At 70.6% G+C, this 19,574-nt stretch carries 22 protein-coding genes and 1 pseudogene; 11 read left to right on the top strand and 12 right to left on the bottom strand.

The window, feature by feature from the left end; translation table 11 throughout:
• The first annotated feature begins 9 nt into the window (after positions 1-9).
• The 4 genes and pseudogenes from lipB (at position 10) to MTBUT4_RS17395 (ending at position 3,807) form a co-directional block, all read left to right on the top strand.
• Positions 10-721 (top strand): annotated as a pseudogene (gene lipB / locus MTBUT4_RS17410) (lipoyl(octanoyl) transferase LipB).
• 1 nt (position 722) lies between these two features.
• The gene (locus tag MTBUT4_RS17405) at positions 723-1,592 is read left to right on the top strand and encodes a diguanylate cyclase (protein WP_173980975.1); all 870 of its coding nucleotides are present in this window, start codon (positions 723-725) and stop codon (positions 1,590-1,592) included.
• Between the two features lie 18 nt (positions 1,593-1,610).
• Positions 1,611-3,455, top strand: a complete 1,845-nt coding sequence (locus MTBUT4_RS17400) for a hypothetical protein (RefSeq protein WP_173980974.1) — start codon at positions 1,611-1,613, stop codon at positions 3,453-3,455.
• Between the two features lie 148 nt (positions 3,456-3,603).
• A complete protein-coding gene (locus tag MTBUT4_RS17395; RefSeq protein ID WP_173980973.1) occupies positions 3,604-3,807 on the top strand; it encodes a hypothetical protein in 204 nt (67 codons plus the stop codon).
• A gap of 6 nt (positions 3,808-3,813) precedes the next feature.
• Here MTBUT4_RS17395 and MTBUT4_RS17390 read toward each other — a convergent pair whose 3' ends face one another.
• The 9 genes from MTBUT4_RS17390 to MTBUT4_RS17350 all read right to left on the bottom strand — a co-directional run bounded on the left by MTBUT4_RS17390 (position 3,814) and on the right by MTBUT4_RS17350 (position 11,760).
• Positions 3,814-4,122: a methyl-accepting chemotaxis protein gene (locus tag MTBUT4_RS17390; RefSeq protein ID WP_173981044.1), complete on the bottom strand. Its 309-nt coding sequence runs from the start codon at positions 4,120-4,122 to the stop codon at positions 3,814-3,816.
• Positions 4,123-4,205: 83 nt separating this feature from the next.
• Positions 4,206-4,682 carry a cache domain-containing protein gene (locus MTBUT4_RS17385; RefSeq protein ID WP_173980972.1) on the bottom strand — a complete coding sequence of 159 codons (477 nt, stop codon included), beginning with the start codon at positions 4,680-4,682 and terminating at the stop codon, positions 4,206-4,208.
• A 74-nt stretch (positions 4,683-4,756) separates the two neighbouring features.
• The gene (locus MTBUT4_RS17380; protein WP_173980971.1) at positions 4,757-6,097 is read right to left on the bottom strand and encodes a DUF1566 domain-containing protein; all 1,341 of its coding nucleotides are present in this window, start codon (positions 6,095-6,097) and stop codon (positions 4,757-4,759) included.
• Between the two features lie 51 nt (positions 6,098-6,148).
• Positions 6,149-6,742 (bottom strand): DUF3035 domain-containing protein, encoded by a 594-nt coding sequence (locus tag MTBUT4_RS17375; RefSeq protein WP_173980970.1) that lies wholly within the window; start codon positions 6,740-6,742, stop codon positions 6,149-6,151.
• 4 nt (positions 6,743-6,746) lie between these two features.
• The gene (lspA, locus tag MTBUT4_RS17370) at positions 6,747-7,250 is read right to left on the bottom strand and encodes a signal peptidase II (protein ID WP_173980969.1); all 504 of its coding nucleotides are present in this window, start codon (positions 7,248-7,250) and stop codon (positions 6,747-6,749) included.
• Between the two features lie 10 nt (positions 7,251-7,260).
• Positions 7,261-8,247 (bottom strand): bifunctional riboflavin kinase/FAD synthetase, encoded by a 987-nt coding sequence (locus MTBUT4_RS17365; RefSeq protein ID WP_173980968.1) that lies wholly within the window; start codon positions 8,245-8,247, stop codon positions 7,261-7,263.
• Between the two features lie 210 nt (positions 8,248-8,457).
• Positions 8,458-9,255 carry a hypothetical protein gene (locus MTBUT4_RS17360; protein ID WP_173980967.1) on the bottom strand — a complete coding sequence of 266 codons (798 nt, stop codon included), beginning with the start codon at positions 9,253-9,255 and terminating at the stop codon, positions 8,458-8,460.
• Between the two features lies 1 nt (position 9,256).
• On the bottom strand, positions 9,257-10,009 hold the full coding sequence (locus MTBUT4_RS17355; protein ID WP_173980966.1) for a hypothetical protein: 753 nt from the start codon (positions 10,007-10,009) through the stop codon (positions 9,257-9,259).
• Positions 10,010-10,176: 167 nt separating this feature from the next.
• Complete coding sequence (locus MTBUT4_RS17350; protein WP_173980965.1) at positions 10,177-11,760, bottom strand: peptide chain release factor 3; 1,584 nt, start codon at positions 11,758-11,760, stop codon at positions 10,177-10,179.
• A gap of 57 nt (positions 11,761-11,817) precedes the next feature.
• On the opposite strand from MTBUT4_RS17350, the gene MTBUT4_RS17345 reads away from it, so the two are divergent.
• Both MTBUT4_RS17345 and MTBUT4_RS17340 read left to right on the top strand, forming a co-directional pair.
• A complete protein-coding gene (locus tag MTBUT4_RS17345) occupies positions 11,818-12,012 on the top strand; it encodes a hypothetical protein (RefSeq protein WP_173980964.1) in 195 nt (64 codons plus the stop codon).
• Between the two features lie 64 nt (positions 12,013-12,076).
• Positions 12,077-13,342 carry a GGDEF domain-containing protein gene (locus MTBUT4_RS17340; protein WP_173980963.1) on the top strand — a complete coding sequence of 422 codons (1,266 nt, stop codon included), beginning with the start codon at positions 12,077-12,079 and terminating at the stop codon, positions 13,340-13,342.
• Positions 13,343-13,355: 13 nt separating this feature from the next.
• On the opposite strand, the gene MTBUT4_RS17335 is transcribed toward MTBUT4_RS17340, so the two are convergent.
• Together MTBUT4_RS17335 and MTBUT4_RS17330 are read right to left on the bottom strand one after the other, a co-directional pair.
• The gene (locus MTBUT4_RS17335) at positions 13,356-13,796 is read right to left on the bottom strand and encodes a hypothetical protein (protein ID WP_173980962.1); all 441 of its coding nucleotides are present in this window, start codon (positions 13,794-13,796) and stop codon (positions 13,356-13,358) included.
• A gap of 8 nt (positions 13,797-13,804) precedes the next feature.
• Positions 13,805-14,089 carry a hypothetical protein gene (locus tag MTBUT4_RS17330; RefSeq protein WP_254434910.1) on the bottom strand — a complete coding sequence of 95 codons (285 nt, stop codon included), beginning with the start codon at positions 14,087-14,089 and terminating at the stop codon, positions 13,805-13,807.
• A gap of 133 nt (positions 14,090-14,222) precedes the next feature.
• On the opposite strand from MTBUT4_RS17330, the gene MTBUT4_RS17325 reads away from it, so the two are divergent.
• The gene (locus MTBUT4_RS17325) at positions 14,223-14,657 is read left to right on the top strand and encodes a MaoC family dehydratase (protein ID WP_173980960.1); all 435 of its coding nucleotides are present in this window, start codon (positions 14,223-14,225) and stop codon (positions 14,655-14,657) included.
• 120 nt (positions 14,658-14,777) lie between these two features.
• On the opposite strand, the gene MTBUT4_RS17320 is transcribed toward MTBUT4_RS17325, so the two are convergent.
• Positions 14,778-15,440 (bottom strand): SUMF1/EgtB/PvdO family nonheme iron enzyme, encoded by a 663-nt coding sequence (locus tag MTBUT4_RS17320; RefSeq protein ID WP_254434909.1) that lies wholly within the window; start codon positions 15,438-15,440, stop codon positions 14,778-14,780.
• A gap of 59 nt (positions 15,441-15,499) precedes the next feature.
• On the opposite strand from MTBUT4_RS17320, the gene MTBUT4_RS17315 reads away from it, so the two are divergent.
• The 4 genes from MTBUT4_RS17315 (at position 15,500) to MTBUT4_RS17300 (ending at position 19,571) form a co-directional block, all read left to right on the top strand.
• Entirely contained in the window at positions 15,500-15,835 is a 336-nt protein-coding gene (locus MTBUT4_RS17315; protein WP_173980959.1) for a hypothetical protein, read from the top strand.
• An 85-nt stretch (positions 15,836-15,920) separates the two neighbouring features.
• Positions 15,921-17,594, top strand: a complete 1,674-nt coding sequence (locus MTBUT4_RS17310; RefSeq protein ID WP_173980958.1) for a peptide ABC transporter substrate-binding protein — start codon at positions 15,921-15,923, stop codon at positions 17,592-17,594.
• A 169-nt stretch (positions 17,595-17,763) separates the two neighbouring features.
• Complete coding sequence (locus MTBUT4_RS17305; RefSeq protein ID WP_173980957.1) at positions 17,764-18,732, top strand: ABC transporter permease; 969 nt, start codon at positions 17,764-17,766, stop codon at positions 18,730-18,732.
• On the top strand, positions 18,729-19,571 hold the full coding sequence (locus MTBUT4_RS17300) for an ABC transporter permease (RefSeq protein ID WP_173980956.1): 843 nt from the start codon (positions 18,729-18,731) through the stop codon (positions 19,569-19,571). Before MTBUT4_RS17305 ends, MTBUT4_RS17300 begins: the two co-directional genes overlap by 4 nt.
• The last annotated feature ends 3 nt before the right edge of the window (positions 19,572-19,574 follow it).

Below are 19,574 nucleotides of genomic sequence, written 5' to 3'. Positions count from 1 at the left end.
TCTCCCCCCATCGAGTGGCGCATCAGCGACGGATTGGTGGACTACGCCGAGGCCGTGGCGGTCATGGAGGCGCGGGTCGCCGCCATCCGCGCCGGCACCGCGCCGGAATGCGTATGGCTGCTGGAACACCCGCCGCTCTATACCGCCGGTACCAGCGCCAGGCCCGAGGACCTGCTCGATCCCGGGCGCTTCCCGGTGTTCCAGAGCGGGCGCGGCGGCCAGTACACCTATCACGGCCCCGGCCAGCGGGTGGCCTATGTCATGCTGGACCTCAAGCGCCGCGGCGCCGACGTGCGCGCCTACGTCCACGCTCTCGAGGAGTGGCTGATCCGCACCCTGGCCGGCTTCTGCCTGAGCGCCGGCCGGCGCGACGGGCGCGTCGGCATCTGGGTCGAGCGTGGAGGGGGGCGCGAGGACAAGGTGGCCGCCATCGGCGTGCGGGTGCGCCACTGGGTCACCTTCCACGGCATCGCCCTGAACGTCGAGCCCGACCTGTCCCATTTCCAGGGCATCGTCCCCTGCGGCATCAGCCAACACGGAATCACCTCGCTGTGGGATTTGGGCCTGACCCCGACCATGGCGGAGGTCGATTCCGCCCTGATGGCCGCCTGGCAAGAGGTCTTCGCCGATCCCGGCTGAACGGGGTACCTCCTCCGCACCGGCGGCGCGGCGCGGCGTGGCGTGGGATGATCGGCCGTCGTGCCCAGACGGAGCCCGTTGACGTGCAGGTGGAGCGAACCCGCGACATGTTGCGGCTGTGCGAACGCGTGGCCGTCGAGCACCTGGCCTGGCTGCTGCGCGTCCATACCGCGCTGATGCTGCCCGGCGAGGACCCCGTCCCCGCCGAACCCGACGCCCCCTGCCTCGCCACCTGCGGCGAGGATGGCGAACTGGCGGCCCTGGTACGGCTGCGCGCCGCCATGCAGGCGACGGCCGGCGAGGTCACCACCGCCGCCCGCCGCGACGGCCGCCTCGATCCCGAGCGCTACCGCCGCTTCATGGCCGCCGTCGATGCCTATGGCCGCGAGGCGCGCCGGGTCGAAACCCATTTCCGCCGCCTGCTGGCCGAGACCGACCCGCTGACCGGCCTGCACAACCGCCAGGGCATGATGCGCGACCTGAAGCGCGAATGGATGCGCGCCCTGCGCACCGACCGCCCGGTCTGCCTCGCTTTGGCCGACCTCGACCACTTCAAGCGGATCAACGACACCTGGGGCCATCTCAGCGGCGACCGCGTCCTGTGCGCCGCCGCCCGCTTCTTCCAGCGCCGGCTGCGGCCCTACGACATGGTCTACCGCTACGGCGGCGAGGAATTCCTGTTCTGCCTGCCCGACACCGATGCCGACAAGGCCGCCCACGTGCTCGACCGCCTGCGCCGCGCCCTGGCCCGGCTGCCGGTGACGGTGGAGAACGGAGAGCGGGTGCCGGTCACCTGCTCCATCGGCGTCGCCCTGATGGTCCCCGGCCGCACCGTCCACGAAGCCATCGGCGCCGCCGACCGCGCCCTCTACGCCGCCAAGGACGAGGGCCGCAACCGGGTGGCCAAGGCACCACCGGAAACTCCCGCCGTGGCAGGTGCGCGTTCGCGCTGAGGCGGCTACACTGCCGGCATGCGCCTGCCGGTCCTGATCCTCGCCCTCGTGTTCGCCGCCCTCCGTCCCGCCGCCGGGTCGGCGTTGCCCGACGCGCTCGCCCCGCTGGCCGCCGCCGTGGCGCCGGGGGCGCCGCTGGCCCCCGGCGACGGGCTGGAGCTGGCCCGCCGCCACCTGGCGGCGGTGCCCACCGACGTCGAAGCATGGCGCTATGCCGGCCTGCAGCTGCTGGCGCTGGATCGCGCCGCCGAGGCCGAGGATGCCTTCGCCCGCGCCGGCGATGCGGTCGGACGCGCCGCCGCGCTGATCCGCCAGGACCGCCTGGAGGCCGCCCGCCGGGTGGTCGAGGGAAACGCCATCGCCGCCGCCACCGCCATGGAACTGGCGGGACGGGTCGGACTGGCGCGCGGAATCCTGGCCGCCGCCCTGGCCGAGCGCCCCGGCGACGTCGCGCTGCTGGCCCGCCTGGGGGCGCTTGAGCTGGCCGACCGCCGGCCGCTGGCCGCCCTGGCGCCCTTGACCCGGGGGGCCGAGCTGGCACCGCCGGGGGCGCCGGTGCGCCGCCTCGAGGTCGAGGCTCTGCTGGCCGCCGGCCTGCCGGTCCGCGCCCATGCCCAGGCCGAGGTGGCCCGCCGGGCCGGCCTGGACGGCGACGAGGGGCTGCTGCTGGTCGACTTGGCCGCGCTGCAGGCCTTTGGCGACCACCGCGCCGCCATCGGGCTTGCCGAGGACCATCTGGGCCGCCGCGCCGCCTCGGCGCCGGTGCTGCGGGCGCTGGCGACGTCGCTGGACCACATCGGCGGCCGCTCGCGCGCCGAGGATGCCCGCCGCAAGGCCGATGGCCTGGCGCCGGCGCCCGCACCGGCCGCCGCCGATGCGCCGCTGGCCGAGGCCGGGCGGCTGGAGGCGGCGGGAGATGCCGGCGGCGCGCGGACCGTGCTGGGCCAGGCGGCGGCGGGCCTGCCCGGCACGCTGGCCGGCCAGCGTTCCCGCCTGCTGCTCGCCCGCGCCCGCCTGGCCGACACAATCGGCGCCGCCCTCGACGACATCGAGGCGGCGCGGCCGGGCGCCGCCCTCGCCGACCTCGCCGCCGCCCGCCATGCCGCCTTCGCCAAGGCCGGGCGCTGGCCCGAGGCCGCCGCCGAGGCATGGTCGCGCGCCCGCCTGCGCCCCGACGAGCGCGCCGCCGCCGAAGCCCTGCTCGCCCCCGAGACCGGCCGCCGCCTGGGCTGGGCCCTGGTGTTCGGCCATCTGGAGGAGCTGGTGGCGCGCAATCCCGACGATGCCGACCGCCGCCTGTTCGCGCTGGAGGCCAATGCCGCTCCGCCCGGCAGCAGCGTCATGGCGCTGGTCCATGCCCACGCCCTCGACCGCCTGCTGCCGCCCGAGGACCCCCGCTCGGCCTCCGGCCACCGGCTGCGGCGGCAGGTGCTCGACCGGCTCCAGCGCATCGGCGCGGTGGCCGAGTTCGACCCCGCCGCCGGGCGGCTGGCGCTGGACGGGGCCGGCGGATCGCGGCTCGAGGTGGTGGTGCGGACCGGCAGCGGACGCCTGACCCGGATCGCCACCCCCGGCCGCTGGATCGAGGCGCGGTGGGACGCCACCGGAACCCGCCTGCAGGGCATCGCCAATTCGTTCGGCGACCGTCTGGAGCTGCGGTGGCGCGGCGACCGCCTTGCCGGCCTCGCCGCCGAGGGCCGCTGGCAGTTCCAGGCCGAGCTGCGCCCCGACGGCACCGTCGCCCGCCTGGAGGCCCCCGACCCCCAGCGCGCCCTGCGCGCCTACAACGCCGCCGTGGCCCTGGTCGAGGCATGGCCCGCCACCGACGTGGACGGCGCCCGCGGGCTGAATTTCGGGGAGTGAGGGCGGCCCCTCGCCCGCCTGCGGGCGAGGGGACTCCGTCTGCCTCGCATGACGAAGAGGGAGGCGGGACTTCGCGTCGCGTCAACCGGCGGTAAAGGTTTTGCCGCTACGATCGTGGCCAGTCCCCGCCATCAGAAGGATAGGCGTCATGCTGGCCTCCCCCCACCCCGTCACCGACATCGAGATCGCCACCCGCCTGCTCGCCGCCGGCCGGCGCAGCGAGGCCTACGGGCTGGCCGTCGCCGTGCTGCACCGGGTCGGCGACCAGGGCAGCGACGAGGCCCGCCGGTACTGGACCCGCGCCAGCGAACTGGCCGAAGCGGCCTGGGCCGGCGATCTGCGGCCGGTCTAACCCCCCTCAGCCGGTCGCCTTGGACGTCTGGGTCGCCAGCGACTTCACCTCGCCCGCCACCACCGCGAAGCCCTTGCCGGCCTCGCCCGCCCGCGCCGCCTCGATGGTGGCATTCAGGGCCAGCAGGTTGGTCTGGCTGGCGACCACCTCGTTGACGCGGCGGGCCGCGTCGGCGGCACCCGAGGCGATCTCGGACGAGCGGGTGATCTGGCGGGTGGTCTGGCGGGCGATCTCGCCTTCCGCCGCGGCCAGTTCTTCGGCGGCAGCCGCCACAGTCGCCGACTGGCGGCCGGTCTCCTGCGCCACCGCGGCCATGGCCTGGGCGGCGTCGCGCAGGGCATGGGCGGAATCGGTGACCACCCGCAGCACCCCCTGGACGGCGTCGTCGAAGACCTGGGTCAGCGTCTCGCGGGCGATCTGGCGGCGGTTGCGCGCCTCCTGCGCCTCGCGTTCGGCCGCGGCGAGGCGCTCGCGTTCGAGGGCGCCGATCTCGTCGCTCTGGCGAAGCTCGGGGACGGCCACGTCGAGACGGCCGGGTCGAGCAGCGGGTCGTAGGCGGTCATGTAGGGCTGGCCCAGGATCTCCACCTCGCCGCGGAACAACGGCTGCTTGCGGACGAACACCGACTCGTAGGCGGGTCCCTTCGCCAGCTGGGTGCCGACGGCGCGGCTGCCATCGGCCTTCATCACGTTGGTGGAGACCCGGGTGTCGCGCATGAAGATGGTGGCGGTGCCGCCGACCAGCGTCTTGACCTTGTCCACCACCTCGGAATCGCCGTTGACCGCATGATCGCACACCAGCAGGCGATCGCCGTCGATGCGGAAGGTGGCGCCCCAGCCAAGGGGCCGCCACCTACAAAGGTCATAGGACACCACTCCGAATGGCGATCATCAAGCCCCTATGAAACATGGGTGTATTGCCAGCCTTGCGCGGCCCGGCCGGGCCGCACTCATCCGCCGCAGACGCAGCGGGCGTAATTGTAGATCCTCAGCACGTCGCCCTGGGGGCCGGCGCCCTTGGGCAGGCGGGATTCGTCGCCGCTCTTCGGGCTGGAGCGCTGCGCTCCGGCGCCGTGGACGTCGAGCAGGGTGAGGTTGGCCGAGCCGGCTCCGCCGCCCATGGCGCCCATCCCCGGTGGTGGCCCCATGCCGGGCGGTGGCCCCATCCCCGGCGGTGGCCCCATCCCCGGCCGTGGCCCCATGCCGCCGCCCCCCATGCCGCCGCCCCCCATGTGGCCGCCGGCGCGGCCGAAGGCGATGTAGACGGCGAAGGTGCCGGGGCCGTCATTGTGGCTGGTCGAGCTCCAGTGATAGGGCCAGTCGCGCCGGCCGGCATCGTCGCGGATCTCGCTGATGGCGAACACCGGCGCCAGCGCCGCCGTGCCGGTGACGTCGGGGGCGCGGGTGTAATCGACGATGCTGTGCAGTTCCTTGGCGTCGGGCAGCCGCCAATCCCTGCGCCCGCCCAACTCGAGGCCGGAACAGAAGGCCAGCGCCTCGCGCCAGTCCAGGCGGCCGTCACGCTTGGCCGTCCAGCCCAGGCGGTCGCGGAACGCGCCGCTGTCGGCCTGCGCCCAGGTCAGGCCGGTGGCGCGGTCGGCCACCGTGCCGTCGCCGTTGTCGTGGAAGTCGTTGCGGCCATAGGCGGGATTGGCGCGCACGTAGCGGGCATACCATTGCCGCCGCGCCGGGCCGCCGTCCTGGGGATAGCCCTTGATGCGGCCATCGGCGAAGTTGACCCCGAAGAAGCCGCGGTCGCGCCCCATCACCGTGCCGACATAGGCGGTCGAGGAGACGTACTGGGCATCGATGTAGCGGTGCTCGCGCGGGTATTCGAAGGCGAAGGCGCGGGTGTCGAGATAGGGGCGGGCATCGGCCGGCACGCTGCTGGACGAGGGCGGCGCCCGCCCGGTGGCACCGCTGAAGTCGATCAGCGAATACAATTCCTTGATGGTCGGCACCCGCCAGTCGGCATGGCCGCCGGTTCGGGCGGCGGCGGCATCGGCCGGGGCCTCGGCCCAGGTGGTGCGGCGGAACTGCTTCTGCCAGGACAGGCCGGTGACCAGGTCGTCGATGGTGCCGTCGCCGTTGTCGCGGTAGCGCGGCGCCGCTCCCGGGTGCTGCGCGTCCTGGCCGAAGAACGGCTGGCCGGGCGCCGGGCAGCGAATGGTGCCGCGCTCGTCGTAGCAGGCGGTCTGGTTGGTGTCGACGACGGGATAGGGCCGGGTCTCGGCCACCGCCGGCGATGCCAGCAGCAAGGGGCCAAGGCCCCACAGGAACCAACGGACCATGGCGTCTCCCCCGGACTATGCTCCGGGAGGGATCATACCCTGTCCTCCGACCTAGTCGAATATGCCTTCCAGCATGCCCTTGCGGCGGCGCTCGATCCTCGGCGCCTCGCCCTCGCCGACGCCCCGGCCCAGGGCCTGGTTCTCGCGCAGGCGCTGGGCCTCGCGGGCGGCGTCCAGCTGCTCCGAGGTCCCCAGCGGCTCGGCCTTGCGCCAGAACACCAGCTTGTCGGTGAACGACTTGTCGGTATCGGCCAGGTTCTGGGTTTCCTTGTTCACCAGCATGCGGATGTCGGGCTGGATCTGCTCCGCCCCGGCGCGCTTCAGCAGCGCCACGTCGCCCTGGGTGCGGCCCTGGGCCGAGACCGGCGAGACGCTGCGCGCATTGCCGGCCAGCGCCTTGCGCGCCTGGTCGCGGGTGTTGCCTTCCTGCGGGCGGACGGCGCCGGGAGCGGGCGGGCGCAGGCTGAAATCGGGGGGCATGGACAGCGGCGCGCGCTCGACCACCTGGAATTCGTCGGGCGGCGCCTTGTCGTAGCCGAGGGCGCGGCGCGCCTCGGAGCAGCCGGACAGGGTCGCGGCGGCGAGCAGGACGGCGAAGGCGGCGCGAAGGCCGGAGCGGCGGCGGTTTTCGAGGTTCACGGTCATAACCCTAATTCTTACCTAAGTCGCGGCGCGGGAACAAGGCATCCAGCACCAGCAGCACGGCGCCGACGGTAATTGCCGAATCCGCCAAATTGAAGGCAGGCCAGTGCCAGCCGGCCACATGGACGTCGAGGAAGTCGGCCACCGCGCCCCAGCGGATGCGGTCGACGACGTTGCCCAGCGCGCCGCCGATGATGGCGCCCAGGGCATAGCCGACCAGCCGGGTCTCGGCCTTGTGCAGCCACAGCACCAATCCGCCCGAGATGACCAGCGACAGCACCGACAGCACCAGCGCGTTCCAGGGTCCGTCGGTGTTGAAGATGCCGAACGAGACGCCGCGGTTCCACGCCATCACCAGGTCGAACACCGGCAGCACCTCGATGCGCACCGGGCTGAAGAACGGCGTCTCGGCCACGCCCTCGGGGCGCATCACCGTCTCGACGATCCACCACTTGGTCGCCTGGTCGAGGATCATCACGATGGCGGCGAGGATCAGGCCGGGACGCAGCATGGACGGGACCTCAGGCTTCGCTGACCGGCACCATCGGGCCGGGATTGTCGGGGAAGCGGCGCCCGGACAGCAGGGTCCGGGCGGTCTCGACGTCACGCGCGATCTGCGCCTTGAGGTCGTCGATGCCGGCGAACCTGGCCTCGGGGCGGATGTGTTCGACCAGGGCGACGCGCAGGTGGCGGCCATACAGGTCCTCGCCGTGGTCGAGCAGGTGGACCTCGAGCAATTCGTCGGTCTTGTCGAAGGTGGGGCGGCGGCCGAAATTGGCCACCCCGTCGCGCCACATGGTGGCCCCGCCCAGATCGATGCCGGCCCGCACCGCATAGACCCCGGTGGCCGGGCGCTGGTACTCGCCCAGATGCAGGTTGGCGGTGGGGAAGCCGATGGTGCGCCCGCGGGCGTCGCCGTGCTCGACCCGGCCCTCGATCTCCCAGTAATGGCCCAGCAGCTTGGCCGCCTCGGCCGGCTTGGCCTCGACCAGGTACTCGCGCACCCGGGTCGACGAGAACGTCTCGCCCGAGGCGGTCATGGCCGGCGGCACCGAGGTGAAACCGAACGCCCCCTCGTCCGACAGCTTCTGCAGCAGCGCCCCGGTGCCCTGGCGGCCCTTGCCGAACACGTAGTCGTAGCCGACCACCACGTGACGCGCCCCCAGGCAGCCGAGCAGAATGTCGCCGACGAATTCCAGCGCGGTGATGCCGGCGAAGGCGGCGTCGAAATGCTGCATGAACAAGAGGTCGATGCCCAGCGCCTCGAGCAGGCGGGCCTTGACCCGGAACGGGGTCAGGCGGAACGGCGGCTGGCCGGGATTGAAGAAGGCCCGGGGATGCGGCTCGAAGGTCATCACCGCCAGCGGCGCCCCCAGCGTGCCGGCGACGGCGCGGGCGGTGCCGATCACCGCCTGGTGACCGCGATGCACCCCGTCGAAATTGCCGAGCGCCACCACGCATCCCTTCAGGTCGGGGGGCAGTTCGCCGCAATGACGGATCAGGCGCATGGGGGGCAAGGGACACGGACCGGCATGGATACGGGACGGTAAGGGGTAGTCCATCGGCGGGCGGAGTGCAAGGGCGGGCTGGCGCGGGCCGGAGAATGCCGACGATGCGAAGGCTCTGGGAAACCACGCGCGGACCTAGCCGGCCACCACCGAAACCACGATTGTGCCGGCGGCGCCGGATTCGCATGTCAAGGCGTGAGGTTCGGCACCTCAGGTGGGCAAAGCGCCGGGCCGGCAGAAGGCTTCCGGGGTAATCGGCGGTCCGGGGGTGATGTCGGTCCCTGCGGGAATGACGAATTCGCTAACGCCCACATTGTCGGGGCTGTCAAGGCTCCAGTCGTATGTGTAACCCATGCCGGTGAATGGATAGTTCACCCGCACGGCATTGGCCGCCAGGTTGCGGACGATGAATACCTGATGCACCGACGGCAACGGAGCGGCGGCCGGCGCGGGCGGCGGCCTGGTGCAGGCCGTGGTGGTAATGTCGTGGCCGCTGAGACAGGGGCGGAATACCTTGTCGGCCGGCAGGGTGATTTCATAAAGCCGCTCGTCGGGATCGACCGCCGGATGCAGTCCCAAAATCCGGTGCAATGCCCGCGCCGGCGAGGGCTTGCCCACGCACTTCCGTCTCAGGTCCTCGGACACCGCCACCCAGATATAACCATTCGCCGTTCCCTTTTCCGGGGGCCGGGCCTTCAGGGCGACGAACGTGGTGGTCTTGGTGGCGTCGAGCGCCACAAGAGGCGCAGGCTCGGACCGCGGCGCCAGGATCTGAGCCTGGGCAAAGGCCGCCATGTCGTCGCGTTGTTGCGGCGGGAAAACCATCCGCCAGGCGCTCAACCCCAGCGGCAGGCCGCCATCGGCCAGGGGCAGGGCGGCAGCGAAGCACAGGCAGACGATGGACAGGTCCCAGTTAATGGACTGGACGAACCGACGCCAAAGCCGAAGCGGCAAGAGCGTCGATCGCTGCCGTGGCCGTTCCTGTGGGTTCGGCGTGCCGGTGGTCATGTCAGGCTCCGTCCAGGGCCTTCATGAGGTCGATATTGGTCAGCCATCCCAGGACCGGTTCACTCGAATTGCCCGATGCGGTGACGATGATGTCCTGGGCGCCAGCGGTTCGCTTCAGCGCCGCCTTGGCGTCCCTGAGCGAGGCGGTCGCCGGCACGAAGGCGACCTGGGTGATCTGCGCCTGGCTCTCCCCGTCCTCCAGCAATTGGGCGAACGTTTTGCTGAGATCGCCTTCCGAGCGTACGATGAAATCATTCAAAGTCGCGCGGTGCAGGATGTAGCGGCACACCTGGTTCTCTGTCCAGAAAATCATCCTGGTGATGCCGCTATCCTTAAATATCTTGAGCAATTCACCTGCCGTCTTCTTCGAGATTGCGTCATCATTTGCAGCCAATACCATCGGCTTGATTATATTTCCGGCGGGGATCATCTCTTTTGTGACGCTGGTGTTCGCCGTCTTGGTGTTCTGGCTCATGGACAGGTCCAGACTGGCGCTGGTGCGGTCCAGGCTTTGCGACGAGAAATAGAACGCGAGGACGGTTCCCATCCAGCCGGCGACCACCGGCAGGATGGCGGTGAATGTGTTCTTGCCGACCTCGATAACCTCTGGTTTGGCGTCGGTCGCGGCAAGCCCGACCAAGGTGGCGACGAGCAGAAAGATGGTCAGGAACGACGCGACGGCGACCAGTCGCGCCAAATGAGCCCGACCAAGGCTCCCCTTGTCGGTCGCGGTCTGTTGGACTTCGTTGCTCATCCCCCCCCCCTCAGGCAGCATTTCGCGCCAAGCGGATACCTTTCCCGATCGCCGTCCCAGGAACCGGGATGCGCGGTATAGGGGAATATTTACACCAATTGCGACATATTGCGCAAGCCATGCGGTGCGGCGTTCGGGCTGCGCTTAGCCTGCGGTCGACCAATCGCTCAGTGCTGTTCCCGCGTCGCGGTGAACGTCACCTCGGGGAAGTCCTGCTGGGCGCGGCCCAACTGCCAGGAATTGCGCGCCAGGTAGACCGGGGCGCCGTCGCGGTCCTCGGCCATGTTGGATTTGTGGGCGGCGGCGAAGCGTTCCAGCAGGGCCGGTTCGGCCGCCACCCAGCGGGCGGTGACGAAGCCGCCGTCCTCGAAGCCGGCCTTGATGTTGTATTCGCTTTCGATGCGGGTGGTCAGCACGTCGAACTGCAGCGGCCCGACCACGCCGACGATCCAGGTGCCGCCGTCCACCGGCTTGAACACCTGTGACACCCCCTCCTCGGCCAGATCGTCGAGGGCCTTCTTCAGCTGCTTGGCCTTCATCGGGTCGTCCAGGCGCACCCGGCGCAGCACTTCCGGCGCGAAGGTGGGGATGCCGAGGAAGTTCATGTCCTCGGATTCGCTCAAGGTGTCGCCGATGCGCAACTGGCCGTGATTGGGGATGCCCATGATGTCGCCGGGGAAGGCCTCTTCCGCCAGCTCTCGGGTCTGGGCCAGGAAGAACACCGGGTTGACCAGCGCCATCACCTTGCCCGAGCGCACGTGCTTCAGCTTCATGCCGCGGCGGAAGCGGCCCGAGCAGATGCGGAAGAAGGCGATGCGGTCGCGGTGGTTGGGGTCCATGTTGGCCTGGACCTTGAACACGAAGCCGGCCACCTTCTCCTCGTGCGGGGCGACCTCGCGCAGGTCGGTCTTGCGGGCCAGCGGCGGCGGCGCCAGCCGGCCGAGGCCGCGCAGCAGTTCCGCCACCCCGAAGGTGCGCAGCGCCGAGCCGAAGAACACCGGCGTCAGGTGGCCGGCGCGGTAGCTTTCCAGGTCGAATTCGGGATAGCCGCCCTGCACCAGCTCGACCTCTTCCCGCAGCCGCTGGGCAGCGGCCGTGCCCACCGCCTCGTCCAGGCGGGGATCGTCCAGCGCCACGTCGAGGGCGTGCTCGGTGATGTGGTCGCCGCGGCCCGGGTCGAACAGGATGGCGCGCTTGTGCACCAGGTCGTAGACGCCCTTGAGATCGCGGCCCATGCCGATGGGCCAGGTCACCGGGCAGACGTCGAGGGCCAGGGTCTTCTCGACCTCGTCCAGCAGCTCGATGGGTTCCTTGCCCTCGCGATCGACCTTGTTGACGAAGGTGACGATGGGCATGTCGCGCAGGCGGCAGACCTCGAACAGCTTCAGGGTCTGGGTCTCGATGCCCTTGGCGACGTCCAGCACCATCACCGCGGAATCCACCGCCGTCAGGGTGCGGTAGGTGTCCTCGGAGAAGTCCTCGTGGCCGGGCGTGTCCAACAGGTTGTAGCTCAGGCCCTCGTGCTCGAAGCTCATCACCGAGGCCGACACCGAGATGCCGCGCTCCTTCTCGATGGCCATCCAGTCCGAGCGGGTGCGCCGCTGCTCGCCGCGGGCGCGCACCGCGCCGGCCATCTGGATGGCGCCGCCGAACAGCAGCAGCTTCTCGGTCAGCGTGGTCTTGCCGGCGTCGGGATGGGATATGATGGCGAAGGTGCGCCGAAGTGCGGTTTCTTGCGCGAGCGTGCTCATGGCGGCGGTTGTCCCCGGATCGCCGCCATAAATCAAGCACTTTGACGGAGGATGGAGATGCTGACCCTGACCCTGCCCCGCGATCTCGACGACCGTCTGGCGGCGGCGGCCCGCCGGCTGGGGCGCAGCCCCGAGGATTGCGCCCTGTCGGCCATCCGCGCCTTCGTCGCCGATTGCGAGGAGGCCACCCGCACCGCCCAGCGGCTGGGCGGCGACCCGGTGGTACGCCCGCCGGAGGATTTCTGGGAATAACCCTGGATTGCGATATGTCATTTGCCTTAGGATGAATAACAACTTTCGTCATAGGTTGTTTGAATTGTTCCAGCTTTCAATTTCCCGCACCCTTCTGGTCATCTACGCCGCCATCGCCGTCATCTCGTTCGTGGCGGTGGGGCTGGTCGCCGGCTGGGTGAAGGAGCGTTCCATGAACACCCTGGCGGCCGCGGAATCGCGCCGCAACGCCGAGCTGGTGTTCCAGAACCTCTATTCGGTCATGCGCAAGGGCTGGACCAAGGACGAGATCACCGAGCTGGTGGCGCGCATGAACGCCGCCGTGCCCGACATGCGGGTCGCCGTCTACCGCAGCCGCCAGGTGGCCGAAGCCTTCGGCGACGTCGAGGCCGACCGCATCGCCCGCGACTCCGATCCGGTGATCGCCCGCGCCATGGCTTCGGGCGGCGAGGAACTGGTGCTGATGGGCGACACCCTGCGCTACGTCTATCCGGTGGTGGTGGGGGCCGACTGCATCGAGTGCCATGCCGGCACCCGGGTCGGCTCGGTCAACGGGGTGATCGACATCCGCTTCCCGGTGGATCGCCTGAAGGTGCCCCTGGAATTCACCCTCTCCACCGTCACCTATGCCTTCAGCGCGGTGATCTTCCTGCTGTTCGTGCTGGTGCTGCTGAAGGTCAGGCTGCTGATCGCGCGGCCCATCATCGACCTCGCCCACCACATCGAGGGCATCATGCACAGCGGCGACCTTGGTAGCCGGGTCGGCAACAAGCCGTTCCACTGGCTGCACGAGGTGCGCTCGCTGGCCCACAACTTCAACCGCCTGATGGGCGAGTTGGAGACCAGCCGCAACGCCCTGATCGAGCAATCGGTCACCGATCCGCTGACCGGCCTGGCCAACCGCCGCCGCTTCGCCGACGTGCTGGGCCACGAATTCGAGCGGGCGCGCCGCCACGGCCACGAACTGGCGCTGATCATGGTCGATCTGGACGGGTTCAAGCCGGTCAACGACAAGTACGGCCACGCCGTCGGCGACGCCGTGCTGAAGCGGGTCGCCGAAATCATCGCGGGCCATGTCCGCGTCACCGACCTGGCGGTACGGGCGGGCGGCGACGAATTCGTCGTGCTGGCCCCCGAAACCACCGCCGAAGGGGCGCGGGCGCTGGCGGAAAAGCTGGCGGAGGCGATCCGGAACGCCCGCATCGAGGCCGAGGGAGCGACGGTGTCGGTGGGAGCCAGCATCGGCGTCGCCTGCTTCCCCGTCGATGGGGTCGAGCCCGGCGACCTGTTCGCCACCGCCGACGCCGCCATGTACGCCGACAAGCGCGCCCGCAAGGCGGCGGCGGGCTGAGGGAGCTGCGGTCTTACCGCTCGCGACGCAGGGTGAAGCGGACGTGGGCGCCCTTGGCATTGGTGGCGAAGCCGAACAGCTTGCCCGGGTCGGTCAGCACGCCCTCGAAGACGAAGGCGCCCTGGCCGGCGGTCATGGCCACGGTGCAGCCGGTCACCTTGTCCACCCTGCCGTCGATGCGAGTGCTCTCGTACCAGCCGAAATCGCCGGCGGCGCTGCCCTTGCGGTCCAGACTCCACAGGATGGCGCCGTCCTTGCGGGTGAATTCCCACCGGCTCTGCGGCGACACCCAGCGCCCCAGCAGCCATTCGCCGTTATTGGCCAGCGCGGTGTCGCAGGGCGCCTCGGGCAGCGGCTCGGGCGGGCCGGCCTTGGGGAATTGGGGCAGATCCTGCGCCGCGGCGGGAAGGGCCAGCAGCAGCAGGCAGGAGGCGAGCAGGACGGCGCGGCGCATGGGCTCTCTCATCGGCTGGAACGCTTGAGGGGGATGTAGCCGCGGTCTTCCATGCACAGCCCGGCGAGGCCGTCCAGCTGCTTCTTGGCCTTGGCGCGGTCGTAATCGCGGAACGGGCTGGAGGACTCGTCCTCGCGGTAGCCCACCTGGCTTTCGGCCCAGCGGCGGCAGCTGCTCCAGTCGCGGCTCCACTGCTCCTTGGGCAGGTCCGGGTTCTGCCACGGCACCGAGGCGGCGGCGCAGCCGGCCAGGGCGAGAAGCGAAACGGCGAGAACGGAAACGCGGGCGGGCACGGGCATCCTCCGGACGGCGGGCGGCCATTCCGCCACAGCCGCCGCCATCTTGCAACACCAAGGGGCGTTGTGGCGTTGCCCGGCGCGGACTATAGTGCACTGCACCATGACCCTTCAGCCTAGGAGAAACGGAATGAGCGGAGAATCCCTGCACGGTTCCTATTACGAGGATCTCGAGGTCGGCCAGTCGGCCATCTTCGCCAAGACCGTGACCGAGGCCGACATCGTCGCCTTCGCCGGCATCTCGGGTGATCTCAACCCGGTCCACATCAACGAGGAATTCGCCAGCCAGACCATGTTCAAGGGCCGCATCGCCCACGGCATGCTGTCGGCCGCCTTCATCTCCACCGTGTTCGGCACCAAGCTGCCCGGCCCGGGCTGCATCTACGTCTCGCAGCTGCTGAAGTTCAAGGCGCCGGTGCGCATCGGCGACACCGTCACCGCCCGCGTCGAGCTGACCGGCCTGGTGCCGGAAAAGAAGTTCGCCACCTTCAAGACCACCTGCACGGTGGCCGGCAAGGTGGTCCTGGACGGCGAAGCCACCCTGATGGTGCCGAGCAAGGGGTAAGAGTACATGCTCCCCTCCCCTTGATGGGGAGGGGTTGGGGGTGGGGTGAGTTCCGCGACAACGCCGACGCGGCTCCCCCCCCACCCCAGCCCTCCCCACCAGGGGGAGGGACGGAGGGAATCAGTCACGCACCACCCTGAAGCCGACGTCGTAGCTCCAGCTCTTGGCATCCTGGGGGGCGCGGGCGACCGAGCGCGACTGGAAGGGGACGAAGTACCACGAACCGCCCCTGACCACCCGGTTGCGGCAGGCCGGCTCCCAGCACTCGGCGGTCCATTCCCAGACGTTGCCGTTCATGTCGTGAAGGCCCCAGGGATTGGGCGCCATGGTCGCCACCGGCGCCGGGCGGTGGTCGAAGCGCGGATCGCAGCGCTGGCAGACGGCACGGCCCGGCTCCATGGCCTCGCCCCAGGGATAGGCGGTGGTGGTGCCGGCCTTGGCGGCGAATTCCCATTCCGCCTCGGTGGGCAGGCGGTAACGTTTTCCGGTGCGCCGCGACAGCCACGCCGCATAGGCCTCGGCCTCGGCGGCGGTGACGTCGGTCATGGGCATGGCATCCTCGGGCCAGCGCAGCTTCATCTTGACCGGGCAGGCCATGGCCGCCTCGCAGGCCCGCCACTGGCCGACGCTGGCCTCGGTGCGGGCGATGGCGAAGCCCCGCAGCTCGACCATCTCCGGGCAGTCGGGGCAGTCGCGCGGTTCCGCCGCCGCCGGCAGCGCCAGCAGCAGGACGATCAGCGCCGGATACACTCTGTTACCGAACAGGCGGGGCACGGACATCATGGGGTTACCCGAGGGGCGTCTAATGAAGCCATGAAGGAATACAGGAACAGGAGGATGCCATGAAGACCCTGACCAAGACCATGGCCGCCATGTTTGCCCTGGCTCTGGTCGCCGGCTGCACCGCCGCCGCCCAGGACCCCGCCCCGACAGCGACCGGCCCCGGCTTCGGCCCCGGCTGGCGCCACGAGCAGATGGTCCAGGCCCGCGCCAAGGGCGAGCTGCCCCCCGGCCCGATGATGCCCGGCGCGATGATGGGACGTGGTTTCGGCCCCGGCCCCGGCGCCGCCCAGGGCCGTCTCGGCCCGCCGCTGAACGCCGACGGCACCATCGACACCGCCCAGTTGCCGCCGTGGTGCCCGATGCGCCAGGCCGCGCAGCCGGACGCCGCCAAGTAGGCGCTTACAGGCCCCCCGCAAGGGGGGCCTTCCGTTGCGGGGGGCGCCGCGATAGGATCGGGCCGACCACGTGCCGGAGCCCACCATGCCGCCGCCGTACCGCCTTGTCGTCCTGGTCCTGGCCCTGTGCGCCGCCCTTGCCCAGCCGGTGCGGGCCAAGGACGACCTGACCATCGGCATCACCCAGTACCCGGCGACCTTCCATCCCAACATCGAATCGATGCTGGCCAAGACCTACATCCTGGACATGGCGACGCGGCCCTTCACCGCCTTCGACGCCGAGTGGAAGCTGGTCTGCATGCTGTGCGAGCGCCTGCCCACCATCGAGAACGGGCTGGCGGTGGCGGAGAAGACGCCCGAGGGCAAGCCCGGGGTGGCGCTGTCCTTCACCATCAAGGCCGGCGCCAAGTGGGGCGACGGCAAGCCGGTGACCACCGAGGACGTGATGTTCACCTGGCAGGTGGGCAAGCATCCCCTGTCCGGCGTCGCCGATGCCGAGCTGTACCGCCGCATCCTGCGGGTCGAGATCAAGGACGAGCGCAATTTCGTCCTCCACCTCGACCGCCTGACCTTCGACTACAACGCCATCAACGACTTCCGAATCGTCCCCGCCCATATCGAGGCGCCGCGCTTCTTCGACGCCCCGGGCGAGTACCGCAACCGCACCGCCTACGACCAGGACAGTGCCAATCCCGGCCTCTACAACGGTCCCTACCGCATCGCCTCGGCGGTCCAGGGCAGCCACGTGGTGCTGGTGCCCAACGCCCATTGGAACGGCGCCAAACCGGCCTTCGCCCGCATCGTGGTGAAGACCGTCGAGAACACCGCGGCGCTGGAGGCCAACCTGCTGTCGGGCGGCGTCGACATGATCGCCGGCGAGTTGGGCCTGCCGCTGGAGCAGGCCATCGCTTTCGAAAAGCGCGAGGGCCAGAAGAAAGGCAACGGGCGCTTCACCGTGCTGTACAAGCCGGGGCTGGTCTACGAACACCTGGACGTCAACCTGGCCTCTCCGGTGCTCGCCGACCAGCGGGTGCGCCAGGCGCTGATGTGGGGCATGGACCGCGAGGCGATCTCGAAGCAGCTGTTCGCCGGCCGCCAGCCGGTGGCCCATTCGGCGGTCAATCCGCTGGACGGCGTCCACGCCGCCGACGTTCCCCGCTACAGCTTCGACGCCGCCAAGGCGGCCGCCCTGCTGGACCAGGCCGGATGGCGCATGAACGGCGGCGGGCGGCGCAACGCCCAGGGCGAGGCGCTGGTGCTGGAGATCGCCACCACCGCCGGCAACCGCTCGCGCGAGCTGGTGTCGCAGGTGCTGCAGGGCCAGTGGCGGCGCCTCGGCATCGACGTGCGGCTGAAATCCGAGCCGCCCCGGGTGTTCTTCGGCGACACGGTGACGCGCCGCCGCTTCCCCCACCTCGCCTTGTTCGCCTGGTACTCGGCGCCCGAGAGCGTCCCGCGCAGCACCCTGCACTCGACCATGATCCCGCGCGAGGACAACAACTTCTCGGGCCAGAACTACACCGGCTACGGCAATCCCCGCATGGACGAGCTGCTCGACGCCATCGAGGTCGAGCTGGACCGCAAGAAGCGCACCGCCCTGTGGCGCGAGCTGCAGCTCCTTTACGCCCGCGACCTGCCGGCCCTGCCGCTGTTCTTCAAGGCCGACGCCCACATCCTGCCCAAGGCGCTGAAGGGCGTGGTCCCCACCGGCCACCAGGACCCCACCACCCTGTGGGTGGAGACCTGGCGGTGGGAGTGAGTGGCGACGCCCCGTTCGGGCCTCATCCTGAGGAGCGCCCCGCAGGGGCGCATCTCGAAGGACGAGGCCCGTCGCACTCTCCTTGGCCCGCCCCATCCTTCGAGAGGCCTGCTTCGCAGGCTCCTCAGGATGAGGCTACGGACGAAGGGGCGTCGAGGGAACCACCCCCATGACCCACCGCATCGCCTCGCGCCTGGTCCAGTCGGCCCTCGTCCTGCTGGTCATGAGCTTCGTCGTCTACGCCCTGATGGGGCTGATGCCGGGCGATCCGGTGGACCTGATGGTGGCCGCCGATCCCAACCTGTCGGCCGCCGACGCGGCGCGGCTGAAGGCGCTCTACGGCCTCGACCGGCCGTGGACCGAGCGCTACCTGGCCTGGCTGGGCCAGGCGGTGCGCGGCGAGCTGGGCTGGTCGAGGCTTTATGCCAAACCGGTGGCGGCGGCGCTGGCGCCCGCTTTGGTCAATACCCTGATCCTGATGGGGACCGCCATGGCGGTGGCGCTGATGGTGGCCATCCCGCTGGGCATCGCCGCCTCGCGCCGGCCCGGCTCGGCCTTCGACCACGTGGTCAACCTGCTGGCCTTCGCCTCGGTGTCGCTGCCCACCTTCTGGCTGGGGCTGATGCTGATGGTGGTGTTCGCCGTCACCCTGGGCTGGCTGCCGGCCGGCGGCATGGAGGAGGTCGGCGCCATTGAAGGGATGTGGGGCGGCCTGGGCGACCGGCTGCGCCACATGGTGCTGCCGGTGACGACCCTGGCGGTGGCCGGCATGGGCCAGTACGTCCGCCACGCCCGCGCCGCCATGCTGGGCGAGGCCCGCCAGGATTATGTCCGCACCGCTTTGGCCAAGGGCTGCAGCCCGGGCCGGGTGGTGTGGCGCCACCAGCTGCGCAACGCCGCAGCACCCGTGGTGACCATCATCGCCTTGGACCTGGGCAGCCTGTTCTCGGGGGCGCTGATCGCCGAGACGGTGTTCGCCTGGCCGGGCATGGGCCGCCTGATCTACGAGGCGGTGATGGGCAACGATTTCAATCTGGCGCTGACCGGGCTGCTGCTGGCCACCGCCATGACCCTGATGGGGTCGATGCTGGCCGACCTCGCCTATGGCTGGCTCGATCCCCGCACGGTGAAACAATGAGGACCGACGGCGCCACCCTGTTCGGTGCCGGCCTGCTGGGCCTGCTGGCGCTGGCGGCGCTGGCCGGCCCCGCCGTCACGCCCGACCCCGAGCTGATGGACCTGGCCGCCATCCATGCCGGCCCCGGCCCGGGCCACCCGCTGGGCACCGACGAGCTGGGCCGCGACACCCTGTCCCGCCTGCTGGCCGGCGGCCGCGTCTCGCTGGCGGTGGCGGCGGCGACGGCGGTGCTGGCGGCCCTGATCGGCACCGCCATCGGCCTGCTGGCCGGCTATCACGGCGGCCGGCCGGATGCGGTGCTGATGCGCCTGACCGATGGGGTGATGGCGCTGCCACTGCTGCCGCTGCTGATCGTGCTGGCCGCCATCGATCCGGCCAAGCTGGGCCTGTCGCCCGAGGCCACCGGGTCGGAGGCCTTTGCCGTCCTGCGCATCGTCGTCATCATCGCGCTGGTCGGCTGGACCACGGTGGCGCGGCTGGTGCGGGCCCAGGCGCTGTCGCTGAAGGCCCGCGACCACGTCCGCGCCGCGGTGGCGCTGGGGGCCGGGCCGGGCCGCATCATGATCCGCCACATCCTGCCCAACCTGGCCTCGCCGGTGGTGGTGGCGACCACCCTGTCGGTGGGCAACATCATCCTGATCGAAAGCGCGCTGTCCTTCCTCGGCCTGGGCGTGCGGCCGCCGCTGGCCTCCTGGGGCAACATGCTGACCGGCGCCATGAACGCGGTGTGGAGCGCCCCCGACCAGGCGCTGTGGCCGGGCCTGGCCATTTTCCTGACCGTGCTGGCCTTCAACCTGGTCGGCGACGGCCTGCAGCGGGCGATCGATCCGAAGTCCTAGAGC

Origin of the sequence: Magnetospirillum sp. UT-4 (assembly GCF_902729435.1) — a bacterium.
GTDB lineage: Bacteria > Pseudomonadota > Alphaproteobacteria > Rhodospirillales > Magnetospirillaceae > Magnetospirillum.
Note: the sequence above shows the minus strand (reverse complement) of the source record. Positions and strands in the feature narration are given on the sequence as shown.